The sequence below is a fragment of the Pseudomonas sp. ZT5P21 genome, from assembly GCF_054897785.1.
On the sequence record NZ_CM142705.1, the window covers coordinates 1060744 to 1073880 of the forward strand.

The 13137-nt window shown below is 59.5% G+C and carries 10 protein-coding genes; 6 read left to right on the plus strand and 4 right to left on the minus strand.

Going from position 1 to position 13137, the window contains the following annotated elements; translation table 11 throughout:
- Positions 1-1740 carry a PTS fructose-like transporter subunit IIB gene (locus ACYZT9_RS04845; protein WP_462008802.1) on the plus strand — a complete coding sequence of 580 codons (1740 nt, stop codon included), beginning with the start codon at positions 1-3 and terminating at the stop codon, positions 1738-1740.
- 187 nt (positions 1741-1927) lie between these two features.
- Here ACYZT9_RS04845 and ACYZT9_RS04850 read toward each other — a convergent pair whose 3' ends face one another.
- Positions 1928-2227 (minus strand): hypothetical protein, encoded by a 300-nt coding sequence (locus ACYZT9_RS04850; protein ID WP_462008803.1) that lies wholly within the window; start codon positions 2225-2227, stop codon positions 1928-1930.
- 412 nt (positions 2228-2639) lie between these two features.
- Between ACYZT9_RS04850 and ACYZT9_RS04855 the strand changes: the two genes are divergently transcribed.
- The gene (locus tag ACYZT9_RS04855) at positions 2640-4187 is read left to right on the plus strand and encodes an alkaline phosphatase D family protein (protein WP_462008804.1); all 1548 of its coding nucleotides are present in this window, start codon (positions 2640-2642) and stop codon (positions 4185-4187) included.
- A gap of 122 nt (positions 4188-4309) precedes the next feature.
- On the opposite strand, the gene ACYZT9_RS04860 is transcribed toward ACYZT9_RS04855, so the two are convergent.
- On the minus strand, positions 4310-6838 hold the full coding sequence (locus ACYZT9_RS04860; protein WP_462008805.1) for a PepSY domain-containing protein: 2529 nt from the start codon (positions 6836-6838) through the stop codon (positions 4310-4312).
- A gap of 154 nt (positions 6839-6992) precedes the next feature.
- Positions 6993-9320, minus strand: coding sequence for a TonB-dependent receptor (locus ACYZT9_RS04865; RefSeq protein ID WP_462008806.1), 2328 nt, complete (start codon positions 9318-9320; stop codon positions 6993-6995).
- 207 nt (positions 9321-9527) lie between these two features.
- Here ACYZT9_RS04865 and ACYZT9_RS04870 point away from each other — a divergent pair, with 207 nt between their 5' ends.
- From ACYZT9_RS04870 to ACYZT9_RS04885, 4 genes are read left to right on the plus strand one after another with little or no spacing between them, the layout of a single operon-like run.
- Positions 9528-10208 carry a Fe2+-dependent dioxygenase gene (locus ACYZT9_RS04870; protein WP_462008807.1) on the plus strand — a complete coding sequence of 227 codons (681 nt, stop codon included), beginning with the start codon at positions 9528-9530 and terminating at the stop codon, positions 10206-10208.
- A complete protein-coding gene (locus tag ACYZT9_RS04875; RefSeq protein ID WP_462008808.1) occupies positions 10205-10990 on the plus strand; it encodes a tetratricopeptide repeat protein in 786 nt (261 codons plus the stop codon). Before ACYZT9_RS04870 ends, ACYZT9_RS04875 begins: the two co-directional genes overlap by 4 nt.
- A gap of 57 nt (positions 10991-11047) precedes the next feature.
- Positions 11048-11311 (plus strand): CopG family ribbon-helix-helix protein, encoded by a 264-nt coding sequence (locus tag ACYZT9_RS04880; RefSeq protein ID WP_462008809.1) that lies wholly within the window; start codon positions 11048-11050, stop codon positions 11309-11311.
- Complete coding sequence (locus tag ACYZT9_RS04885) at positions 11311-11586, plus strand: type II toxin-antitoxin system RelE/ParE family toxin (protein WP_462008810.1); 276 nt, start codon at positions 11311-11313, stop codon at positions 11584-11586. Before ACYZT9_RS04880 ends, ACYZT9_RS04885 begins: the two co-directional genes overlap by 1 nt.
- An 82-nt stretch (positions 11587-11668) precedes the next feature.
- Here the strand turns inward: ACYZT9_RS04885 and ACYZT9_RS04890 are convergent, their stop codons facing one another.
- Positions 11669-12832, minus strand: coding sequence for a type III PLP-dependent enzyme (locus tag ACYZT9_RS04890; protein WP_052965627.1), 1164 nt, complete (start codon positions 12830-12832; stop codon positions 11669-11671).
- Positions 12833-13137 lie beyond the last annotated feature (305 nt).

Below are 13137 nucleotides of genomic sequence, written 5' to 3' on the forward strand. Positions count from 1 at the left end.
ATGAAGTTAGCCATTGTTACGGCCTGTCCGAACGGCATGGTCACCAGTGTGCTGTGCGCCCGTTTGCTCGATGCCGCAGCGCAGCGGCAGGGCTGGAGCACCAGCGTCGAAGTCACTGATGCGGCGCATCCAGAGCGCCAGTTATCGGCCGCCACCCTTGAGGGCGCCGAGTGGGTCTTGCTGGTGACCAGCGCGCCGGTGGACATGTCGCGGTTCGTCGGCAAACGGGTTTTCCAGAGTACCCCGGCGCAAGCCCTGCAAGATGTCGAAGCCGTGCTGCGGCGCGGTGCTGAAGAAGCGCAGGTTTACGTCGCGCCCGAAGCCGCTATCGACTCCGCTGCCGTCACTAAAAACGCCCCGCGCCTGGTCGCGATTACCGCATGCCCGACCGGCGTTGCGCATACCTTCATGGCCGCTGAAGCCTTGCAGCAAGCGGCCAAACGTCTGGGTTATGACTTGCAGATCGAAACCCAGGGCTCGGTCGGCGCGCGCAATCCCTTGAGTGCGGCAGCGATTGCCGAGGCTGATGTGGTGTTGCTGGCCTGCGACATCGAAGTCGCCACCGAGCGTTTTGCCGGCAAGAAAATCTATCGTTGTGGCACCGGCATCGCGCTGAAACAAGCCGAGGCGACGCTGAATAAAGCGCTGGCTGAAGGCACGCAGGAAAGTGCTGCGACGGGTGCCAAGGGGCCGGCCAAACAGGAGAAGTCCGGCGTCTACAAACACCTGCTGACCGGTGTGTCGTTCATGCTGCCGATGGTGGTGGCGGGCGGTCTGATGATTGCGTTGTCGTTCGTGTTCGGCATCACCGCGTTCAAGGAGGAGGGCACGCTTGCCGCCGCACTGATGCAGATCGGCGGCGAGACCGCGTTCAAGCTGATGGTGCCGCTGCTGGCGGGTTACATCGCCTACTCGATCGCCGACCGCCCGGGCCTCGCGCCGGGGATGATTGGTGGCTTGTTGGCGAGCACGTTGGGGGCCGGTTTCATCGGCGGGATCATTGCCGGTTTCATCGCCGGTTACGCGGCGCAGGCGATCAATCGATATGCACGATTGCCGCAAAGTCTTGAAGCGCTGAAACCGATTCTGATCATCCCGTTGCTGGCGAGTTTGTTCACCGGTCTGGTGATGATCTACGTGGTTGGCAAACCGGTGGCCGGGATGCTCACCGGGCTGACCCAGTTTCTTGACAGCATGGGCACCACCAACGCGATTCTGCTCGGTGTGTTGCTGGGCGGGATGATGTGCGTCGACCTTGGCGGGCCGATCAACAAGGCGGCCTATGCGTTCTCGGTGGGGTTGCTGGCCTCGCAGAGTTATGCGCCGATGGCCGCGACCATGGCGGCCGGCATGGTGCCGCCGATTGGCCTGGGCATCGCCACCTTTATTGCTCGACGCAAGTTTGCCCAGGCTGAGCGCGAAGCCGGTAAAGCGGCATTGGTGCTGGGGCTGTGCTTCATCTCTGAAGGCGCGATTCCGTTTGCCGCCAAGGACCCATTGCGGGTGATTCCGGCGAGCATTGCCGGTGGTGCGCTGACGGGTGCGTTGTCGATGTACTTCGGCTGCAAACTGATGGCGCCGCACGGCGGGTTGTTCGTGTTGGCGATCCCGAATGCGATCAACCATGCGCTGCTGTATTTGCTGGCGATTGTGGCGGGGAGTCTGGTGACAGCTGTGGCGTATGCGCTGCTCAAGCGACCGGAAGCGGTGGAGGTAGCAGCAGAACCCGTCAACGCCTGACCCCAATCCAATGTGGGAGCGGGCTTGCTCGCGGATGCGATTTTTCATTCAGCAATTATGTTGGCTGGAAGTCCGCTTTCGCGAGCAAGCCCGCTCCCACAGGGTATCTCCAGCGGACGCAAAGTCTGTGTACGACACTGATCCCCTGTGTGCGAGCCTGCTCGCGATGACGTCAGTGGCTACACCGCTAAATCGTGGTTTTGTACTCATTCTCCCGCTGCAACGCCCGCGCCTGAACCACGTTTAGTACCGCACAGCCCTCACGCATGAGCAGATGCACGGCGCGGGTGATGCGGGTCAGGTCGCAGTCGGAAGTGTTTTTTAGATTGAGGCTGGTCAGCGTATCCGCCAAATCGCGAACCACGGTGAAGCGATGCATGGCGCAGGCGGTGAGTTCACTGAGTTCTTTGTGGGTGTTGACGAAGAGCACTGGTGTTTCGGCGTCGTAGGTGTCGATTGGGAGGTAACGGGGCATGACTTGGAACATAGGTGTAACTCCAAATAGAGCTACCACCGTTTGCGGCCAAGCGAAAAAGGTGGCAGCTGTGTGCGGGTTGGCCGACCGGCACACCCAACCCCGGCACACCCTAAGGTGTCCCGCGCACAGCTGCCATAACACGACATCCAGACATGAAAATGTCTAAACAATGACGCTGATGCGTTTGGTGTGGTCGACCGGCCAAGGTCGTTCGCGGATTTTTCCGCGAGCCCGAACTATGGAGTCGATACCGAAACGCGGCAACAAGATACGTTGTAGGAAACGTCTTGAAAAGTTGTGTGCCTCACGATGATCATTTCCACCCGTGTGGGAGATCAGACGCAGACCCTGTAGGCAGGTGCTGTGTCATGTCCGGGGTCACACGGCCATGTTTTAGTTTTCCTTTTTCAGGGAGAGCACTATGAGCGAATTCGACCTCGGTCGCCGTCGTGTCATGCAAGCGGTCGGCGCCGGGCTGTTGTTGCCCGGCCTCGCGCCGGCGGTGATCGCTTCGGTCAAGGATCGACCGCAACTCACCGATGGCGTGCAATCGGGCGACGTGCTGGGTGACCGGGCGATGGTCTGGAGCCGCAGCGACCGTCCGGCGCGGATGGTGGTGGAGTGGGACACGCGCAGTGTGTTCAGCAACCCGCGCCGATTCGTCTCGCCCCTGGCCGATGCTCGCAGCGATTTCACCGCGCGGGTGGAGCTGACCGGCCTGCCCGCCGATCAGGCGATTTTCTATCGCGTGCACTTCGAAGACGCCCAGACCGGCGTCGCCAGCGAACCCTGGTTTGGTCACTTGCGCAGCGTACCGCAGACCCAGCGCGACATCCGTTTCGTCTGGAGCGGCGACACCGCCGGCCAGGGTTTCGGCATCAACCCGGACATCGGCGGCATGCGCATCTACCAAGCCATGCGATTACGCCTGCCGGACTTCTTTATCCACAGCGGCGACGGCATCTACGCGGACGGCCCGATACCGGCGCAACTCACCACCGAAAGCGGCCGCGTGTGGCGCAACATCACAAGCGAAGCCAAGAGCAAAGTCGCCGAAACCCTCGACGAGTATCGCGGCAATTACCGCTACAACCTGATGGACGAAAACGTCCGCCGCTTCAACGCCGAAGTGCCGCAGATCTGGCAGTGGGACGACCATGAAGTGGTGAACAACTGGTCGCCCGGCAAGCAACTCGATGAACGATACAAGAGCAAGGACATCCATGGCCTGGTGGGGCGCGGGCGTCAGGCCTGGCTCGAATATGCACCGATGCGTCTGCAGAGCGCCGATAGCGGCGGGCGGATTTATCGCAAGCTCGGTTACGGGCCAATGCTCGATGTGTTTGTGCTCGACATGCGCAGTTATCGCGAAGCCAATGACGACAACCTGGGCGCCGCAAAACCTTTTCTCGGGCGCGAGCAACTGGACTGGCTCAAGCGTGAATTGAAAGGCTCTCAGGCCCAGTGGAAAGTCATCGCCACCGACATGCCCATCGGCCTGGGTGTACCCGACGGCGAAGTCAGCCCCGGCGTGGCGCGCTGGGACGCGGTGGCCAATGGTAATCCGGGACCTGCCCAGGGGCGCGAACTGGAAATCGCTGAATTGCTCGGTTTTCTGCGGGCACAACACGTGCGTAATTTCGTTTTCCTGACGGCGGATGTGCATTACTGCGCGGCGCATCATTACCATCCGGATCGTGCGGCGTTTCAGGACTTCGAACCGTTCTGGGAGTTTGTCGCCGGGCCCTTGAATGCGGGGAGCTTCGGGCCTGATCCGCTGGATAAAACCTTTGGTCCGGAAGTGGTGTTCGAAAAGGCACCACCGGCACAGAACATGTCGCCGTTTGCCGGGTTTCAGTTTTTTGGCGAGGTGAATATTGAGGGGCAGACGGGGGAGATGAGTGTGGTGTTGCGGGATCTGGACGGGGTCAGTGTGTTTGAACAGAAATTGCAGCCGGTAGAAGGTTAATGGACGACACTCGGCCCCTGTGGGAGCGGGCTTGCTCGCGATGTCGGCTTCACATTCAACAATTTTGTTGGCTGTTGGACCGCCATCGCGAGCAAGCTCGCTCCCACAGGGGTTGGTGTGTGTCAGTAAACGTCGCGGCGGTAGCGGCCTTGTTCGATCAGGCGTTCGACCTCTTCGATGCCCAGCAATTCGTTGAGCACGTGATCCACACCCGAAGCCATGCCTTGCAAGCTGCCGCAGATATAAATGACAGCGCCGTCGGCCAGCCATTGCTTAAGCAGATCACCTGATTCACGCAGGCGATCCTGGACGTAAATCTTCTCGGCCTGATCCCGTGAGAAGGCCAGATCCAACCGCTCGATATCTCCGGACATCAGCCACTCTTCCAGCTCGGCGCGGCACAGGTAGTCGTGCTCGCGATTGCGCTCGCCGAACAGCAGCCAATGACGTTGCTGCCCATCGGCAATCCGCGCCTTGAGCAAACTGCGCAGCCCGGCCAGGCCGGTGCCGTTGCCCAGCAGGATCATCGGCACCGGTTCGACCGGCAGATGGAAACCGCTGTTGCGTCGTACCCGCAAGCTGATGGTACTGCCCACCGGCGCATGTTCGGTCAGCCATCCGGAAGCAATGCCCAGACTGCCGTCGGGATGCAGTTCCTGGCGCACGATCAGTTCCAGCACGCCGTCGGCGGCAATCGAGGCGATGGAGTATTCGCGCATGGCCAACGGCACCAGCGCGTCCACCAGCGCTTGCGCGTGCAAGCCGACCAGATGGGCGCGGTTCTCGGGCAGTTGTCGAGAGGCGAGGGCGTGGTCCAGAGGTTGCGACAGGCCCTCAAGGATCACCGTAGCCCGACCATCAATGCCCAGGCCATCGAGGAAATGCTCGATCGCCCACGGGCAGTGGCGCGGCAAGACTTCCACCAGGTCACCGGCCAGCCAGCTACTGGTCGTCGGGGCTCTCAGGCCCAGCAAGTACACCGGCGAGCCGCTGCTGTCAGGGTTTATCAATTCGCGGCGGGTGAGTGTCCAATTGTCGTAGCTCGGCGCTTGCCAGGTGTCCACCGGCGCCTGTCCGGTCAGCAGACCGAGTTGCTGCTGCCAGTGACGCAAAGCGTAAGGGTCGCCGCAATCGACTTCCACAGGCGCGAACAGGTGCTTGCCGCCGTGCTCGCCGAGCCAGGTGTGCAAGCGGCGGGCGAAACCGCAGAAGTGCTGATACTGGCGATCACCGAGTCCGAGCACCGCGTAATTCAGGCTCTCCAGGGTCGACGCGCGGCCCAGCACTTTGCGTTCGAAACCGCGGGCGCTGTCCGGCGCTTCGCCGTCGCCGAAGGTACTGACCACGAACAACGCGTTGCTGGAATCACGCAGGTCCTGTTCGCTGAGTTTCGCCAGCGGCTGAACCTTCACCGGCAAGCCGGCGGCCTGCAATTGCCCGGCGGTCTGCCACGCCAGTTGTTCGGCAAACCCGCTCTGGCTGGCGAAACCGATCAGCCACGCCGGTATGTCGTTGCCCGGTTGTGCGAAACCTTTGCGGGCGTCCTTGATCTGCTTTTTCTTGCGTCGACGATCGAGGTACAGCAACCAGCCGGTGATGAAAAACAGCGGCATGGTCAGCGCGCTGATCGTCAGGATGATCCGTCCGACCATCCCGAAGTAACTGCCGACGTGCAGCGCGTAGATGCTGGTCAGCAGTTGCGCCTTGAGGCTCTTGTCGCTGTAACGGTCGTGGCGCTTGACGAGGCCGGTGGCTGGATCGAGGCTGATCTGGTTCAGCGCGCGGTCGTGCGGCGAGGAGTTCAACAGGTAAAACACGGTCGCCGGTTGCCCGGCCACTGGCGGCATGCGAATGTTGTAAGCACTCAATGCCGGGCCGGCAGCGCTGTAGATGCTGCTCCATATCAGGGCGTAATCGGCTGTCGGTGCCGGACCTGCAGGCGCCGGGCCACGACCGGCGCGAACCCGCTCGGTCTGCGGCGAATCGGACAGCAATCGGGTCAGGCCTTTGTTGTACCACTCGTAAGACCACGACAACCCGGTCAACGCTGCCAGGAGGTAAAACACCAGGCACCAGGTACCCGCCACCGAGTGCAAATCCCAGTTGAAGCTGCGGCCCTTTTTCTTCCAGTCGAGCGTTAGCCAGGCGCGCCAGCTTTTCCACTGGCGCGGCCAGCGCAGGTAAAGACCGGACAGGCAGAAAAACACCAGGATCAGCGTGCAGGCACCGGTGATTTGCCGACCGGTATCGCCCATGGCGAGGAAACGGTGCAGTTGCAGCATCAGGCCGAAGAAGTCTTGCCCGGTGGCATCGCCCATGAACTCGGCGGTGTACGGATCGAAGTAACGCATCTGCCCGCGACGTTCGCCCGGCGGCGGCGTGAAGATCACCCGCGCGGCGTTGCCGCTGTCGGTCTCGACCCAGAGCATCGAGACTTTCTTGCCCGACGCACCTTCGATTTTTTCCACCAGTTCGGCGGGCGGCAGCACGCCGGCGACCTGCTTCTCGACCTGCAACACAGAAGGGTTGAGCGCGCGCAGGATTTCATCCTGAAACGACACCGTCGCCCCGGTGATGCCCATCAGGGCCAGGACCAGCCCGGCACTGATGCCGAAAAACCAGTGCAACTGGAACAGGGTTTTCTTCAACACGTTGCTCGCCTTGTCCGTTCGAAAATTGTGATCACGGCGCGCATTATGCCGTGAGTTGTCGAGAAGCATTCTTTTTTACGCACAAAAACCCCGTTCATGTGGATGAACGGGGCCAAGTCCTTTGTAGGAGCTCGCTCCTACAGGGTGCTAACTATCAAAAGTGGAAATTGGTGCTCAGCAATGCGGTACGACCGGCGGCCTGATTGGCAAAGTGGTTCGAGAAGGCTTTGTCGTAATAGGTTTCGTCGGTCAGGTTCTGCACGTTCAATTGCAGGTCGATGTTTTTGGTCAGCTTGTAGGCGGCCATTGCATCGTAGCGAACGTAGGAGTCAACCATGGTGGTATTGGCGGTGCTGCCGAACACTTCATCGACGTAGAACGCACCGCCACCGATGGTCAGCTTCGGCGTGACTTGATAAGTCGTCCACAGGCTAGCGCTGTTTTCCGGCGTGTTGGGTAGCTGGTTGCCGTTGTTGGCTCTGTTGGCCGGCATGTCACCACCATCGATTTGCTCGCTGTCCATGAAGGCGTAACCGGCGAAGACTTGCCATTTGTCAGTGAGCTTCCCGGTGGCCGACAGCTCGAAGCCTTGAACGCGGGTCTTGCCGACGTTTTCATAAGACGTGGTATTGACCTGTACCCGGGCGTTTTCTTTCTCGGTGCGGAAGATGTCGGCAGTCAGGGACAGACGATCATTCAGGAAGTCCCACTTGGTGCCGATTTCGTAGTTTTTGGTGGTTTCCGGCTCCATGTCGCTGCTCAGCAGGTTGCCGTTGCGATCCGGTGTGCCGCCCAACGGGTTGCCGTCCACGCCTTCGCCGAGGGTTGCGCCCGGTGGCGTGGCCGAGGTTGCGTAAGATGCATAGATGCTGCCGTTTTCCGCCGGCTTGTAGACCACGCCGAACTGACCGGTGACGAACTCGCTGATGTCGTCGCCTTTGGAGGTCGTCGTGCCGGCAGCGTTGTAGGTTTTGTAGTCAGTGTCGAAATGATCGTAGCGCAGGCCCATGTTCACCAGCCACTGCTCGGACAATTCCAGGGTGTCGAACACGTATAGCGCGTAGGTGTTGGCCTTGGTGTCCGTGCCGGCGTAGTTGCGTGAAATCGCACCGCTCCATGGATCGTTCGGGTTCGGATTCGACAACGAAGTGCAGTTGTAGCCACTGGGTGCGCCGATGATCGCAGGGCGGCAGTTGTTGCTCGCTGCAGGAACGGTGGTCAGCGGCGTAGTGTCAGTGTTGACGTTGTACGAAGATTTCTGGCTTTCCTCACGGCTGAATTCGATGCCGGTGGAAAAGCTGTTCTTGAAGCCGGCGATGTAGACATCACCAAACAGGTCGGTCTGGTTGGTGGTGGTTTCAGTGTTGCTGACACGGGTGTTGGCCCGGCGCCAGACGCTGCCGTTGTTGACGTTGCCCTTGCTGTCATCCGGTTGGGTCAGGATGTAATCCTGCATGCTGCTACCGTGGCGCAGGGTGTTCTTGATGGCCAGCGCGTCGTTCAGGTCATGCTCGATGGCGAAGGTCGCGGTATCGGTACGGCCCTTGCGGAAATCGCGGTCCAGGCCGTAGAAGTTGCTGCTGTCACCACCGTCGTTTGGTTTGTCCGGGTTGGACTTGGTGCGAGCAGCCGCGAGACCGGTCGGGATGGAGTACGGAATCCCGGAGTCCGGCGTGTCGTTGCTTTCCAGATGGTAGTAATCGAGGTTCACCCGGGTGTCAGTGCCCAGGCCGAACACCAGGGATGGCGCGATACCCCAACGGTCGTAGTCGACTTTGTCACGACCGGCAACATTGCTCTCGTGGCTCATCAAATTCAGGCGACCGGCAGCGCTGTCGCTGAACTGATAGTTGCCATCCATCGTGTAACGCTGGGTGTGGTCCGAGCCCCAGGTAAAACCACCATCGAAGGAGTTGCCTACGTGAGCTTTTTTGCTGACCAGGTTGATGGTACCGCCGGCAGCGCCACGGCCACCGATCGCCGAGTTCGGGCCTTTGCTGACTTCGATCGATTCAACGGCAAAGATTTCACGGCTCTGCGAGCCCGTATCGCGTACGCCATCGAGGTAAGTGTCACCCTGGGCATCAAAACCGCGAATGAATGGGCGATCGCCCTGTGGATTGCCACCTTCACCGGCACCGAAGGTAATGCCGGGAATGGTGCGCAGCGCGTCCTGCATATTCAGTGCGCCGGTGTCCTTGAGAACCTGTTGCGGAATGACCGTGACCGAGCGCGGCGTGTCTACGAGTGGCGCGGTGTACTTGGGCGAGGAAGCTTTTTCCACGTTGTAGGAAGTCTGGTCCTGGGCTTCGCCGGTGATGGCCGTGGCATCCAGGGAAATCGCTCCGTTCGGCACTTTTTCATCAGTCTTCTCAGCGGCGAACACCATATGGCCAGCAGAGCCGGCAGTGATCGCCACGCCTATTGCAGAGGCGAGTAAACGCGGTGAACTGACCTGTAATTGTGGTTGTTGGCGTGACATGTGAATTCCCCTCCCCAAGGATTTGAGGTCGCGGAATATAGGGTAGACGCGTATTTGTATCAATTGCGAAACGTTACTATTCGCACTGAATTTACATTCTTTACAATTTATCCTTACGGTTTTTGATGTTTCATCCGTCGTGGGGGTTTTACACGGGCAATAAGAATCAATACCATTGCCACCCCTTCGCCTTCAGGTCTTTTCCCCATGCTGCTGCATATCCCCGGCGTGTTCGCTAAAGAAGAAGTGCAGCGCATCCGCGAGGTTCTGGAACAGGCGGATTGGGCGGATGGAAAAATAACTGCCGGCTACCAGTCGGCCAAAGCCAAGCACAATCTGCAACTGCCGGAAGGCCATGCGCTGGCCAAGGAAGTCGGCGCGGCGATGCTGGAGCGGTTGTGGAAAAATCCGCTGTTCATGTCCGCGGCATTGCCGCACAAGGTTTTTCCTCCGTTGCTGAACTGTTACACGGCGGGTGGCAGTTTCGACTTTCATATCGACAACGCCGTGCGTCAGCCCAAAGGCAGCATCGAGCGCGTGCGCACGGACTTGTCGGCGACGCTGTTTTTCAGCGAGCCTGAGGATTACGACGGCGGTGAACTGGAAATCCAGGACACCTACGGCACTCAGCGCGTGAAGTTGCCCGCCGGCGACATGGTCCTGTACCCCGGCACCAGCCTGCACAAGGTCAATGCCGTCACCCGTGGCACTCGCTATGCCTCATTCTTCTGGACCCAGAGCCTGGTCCGCGAAGACAGCCAGCGCGCGCTGCTGTTCGAGATGGACGGGGCGATCCAGCAACTGACGCAGGACATGCCCGACCACCCATCGCTGATCCGCCTGACCGGTACGTATCACAACCTGTTGCGGCGCTGGGTCGAGGTATGAGTTTTCAACTGCGCCGCGAAGAAGTGCTCGACGGCGATCAGCTCAAAGCCATGCTCAATGAAAGTCCCGCTCGCGCGGCTCAGGCGATTCTGATCGCGGCCCGCGAAGGTGTGCTCGATGCTCAAGCCTTGCTTGGGCAGATCCTGTTGGACGGGCAGGGCATCGCGCGGGATCAACCGCTAGCGCTGCGCTGGTTCGAGATAGCCGCTCAGCGCGGGCACCTGATGGCGCACAACATGCTCGGCCGTTGTCATGAACATGGCTGGGGCTGCGAGGCCGACGCTTCTGTCGCTGCGGTGCATTATCGCGTCGCCGCCGAAGCCGGACTGGATTGGGCGATGTACAACTACGCCAACCTGCTGGCGACCGGGCGCGGTGTGATCGAAGATCAGTTGCAAGCGCTAAATCTCTATCGCCGCGCCGCTGAACTGGGCCATGCAAAGTCGATGAATCTGTTGGGCCGTTATCTGGAAGACGGACGCGTTTGTCTGGCAGATCCGCAAGCTGCGCGTGATTGGTATCGACGTTCGGCAGTTGGCGGGGATTTTCGTGGGCAGTTCAGTTATGCAGCCGTGCTGGCGGATGAGGGCAAGATCGATGAGGCGCTGGGTTGGCTGCACAAGGCGCTGGACGGTGGGAATCTGAATTTTCTGCGGGTGGCGAGCAAGGCGCTGTTGAGTGCCGCACATCCGCAAGTTCGTGAATTGGCGGCCCTCTATCATAAACGCGTCGTTCAGATGAGCGATGAGCGGAGCGTATCAGGGGTTGTTGAGCTGATTTAAATCACTATGATTGGAAACTAATCACATCTCATCAAATTGTCACCTGGAGACGAAATCATGGCTGCAACCAAAGTGCTGACTGCCCATGTACCCCTGGAGCTGGCTGATAAAGTCGATCAGATGGCTGCGAAGATGGAGCGTTCACGGGGCTGGATCGTGAAGCAAGCGCTTGCCGACTGGGTCGATATGGAAGAGGAACGCAGCCGACTTACTCGTGAAGCAATGGCTGACGTTGACGCCGGACGGGTGATTGATCATCAGTCTGTCCAGGCCTGGGCAGAAAGTTTGGGGACTGATAAGCCGTTGCCGGTGCCGTACTAATGGAGTTGAAGTGGACGAGCAAGGCGTTATCGGATCTCGCTCGACTTTTTGATTTTCTTGCGGTGGTCAATCGTCCTGCGGCAGCCCGCACCGTGCAATCTCTCGTTCAGGCCCCCACGGCCTTACTGAGCAATCCGCGAATTGGAGAGCGGGTCGACGAGTTTGAACCGCGAGATGTGCGACGACTTTTGGTCGGCCATTACGAAATGCGGTATGAGATTCAAGGCTCCACGCTCTACATCCTTCGTCTGTGGCATGTGCGGGAAGACCGATAAAAGCTGCTCCGACAGCCTGGAACATCAGACACAAAAAAGCCCATGACACGTCATGGGCTTTTTGATTTCTACCTGCAGCGTTTTACACGTAGAACGATTTCAGCGGCGGGAAGCCATTGAATTCAACAGCGCTGTAACTGGTGGTGTAAGCACCGGTCGACAACCAGTACAAACGATCGCCAATCGCCAGGTTCAGCGGCAGGCCGTATTTGTAGTTTTCGTACATGATGTCGGCGCTGTCGCAGGTCGGGCCGGCGATGACCACTTCTTCCATTTCGCCTTTCTTTTCGGTCCAGATCGGGAACTTGATGGCTTCGTCCATGGTTTCGATCAGGCCGGAGAATTTGCCCACATCCGTGTACACCCAGCGCTCGACCGCAGTACGCGATTTACGCGCAACCAGCACCACTTCGCTGACCAGGATGCCGGCGTTGGCGATCAACGAACGGCCTGGCTCCAGGATGATTTCCGGCAGCTCGTCGCCGAAGTCTTCCTTGAGAAAGCGGATGATTTCTTCGGCGTAGGTTTCCAGGCTGTTGGTGCGGGTGATGTAGTTGGCCGGGAAGCCGCCGCCCATGTTGATCAGCTTCAGGTGGATGCCGTCTTCTTCTTTCAGACGCTCGAAAATCACTTTGACCTTGGCGATCGCCGCGTCCCAGACGCTGATGTCGCGCTGTTGCGAGCCGACGTGGAACGAGATGCCGTAAGGCACCAGGCCCAGGTCACGGGCGAGGATCAGCAGGTCCATGGCCATGTCGGTCTGGCAGCCGAACTTGCGCGACAGCGGCCAGTCAGCCGTGGTCGAACCTTCGGTGAGGATGCGCACGTAGACTTTCGAACCCGGTGCGGCCTTGGCGATGTTGCGCAGGTCGGCTTCGGAGTCGGTGGCATACAGACGCACGCCCTTCTCGTAGAAGTAGCGGATGTCCTTGGATTTCTTGATGGTGTTGCCGTAGCTGATGCGATCCGGGCCGACACCCTGGTTCATCACTTTGTCGAGCTCGTAGATCGAGGCGATGTCGAAGTTCGAGCCTTTCTCTTTGAGCAGATCGATGATCTCGACGGCCGGGTTGGCCTTGACCGCGTAGTAGACCTTGGCGAACTCGAAACCGGCGCGCAGGTCGTCATAGGCCTGACTGATCATGGCGGTGTCGATCACCACGAACGGGGTTTCTTGTTTGTCGGCGAAGGCCTTCATCTTCTGGAAGGTATCGCGCGCGAAATAGTCTTCGACGTTGATCGACATACTTGGGAGCTCCTACTGGCAAACGTTAGTAATCAATGGGTGCAAATGAACGTCCTCCGTATCCCCACTTTGGTTCGCCTACTTCCCAAGGCATGTCGCCGAAAGCAAAAAGGCCACGGGAGGCGGTGCTTCCCTTGGCCTTGCTGTCTCGTCGTCAGTACTTGAGCCGGATGGATCGTTTCCAGCATGGACGTTCGGCGCGAACTTTAGGGCGTGAGGGGATTGAGATCAACAAAAAATGTCGCGTTTTTGCACGCTTCCGTCGTGCGGTCCCGGACAGTTACTGATGTAACCGACCTGCATGA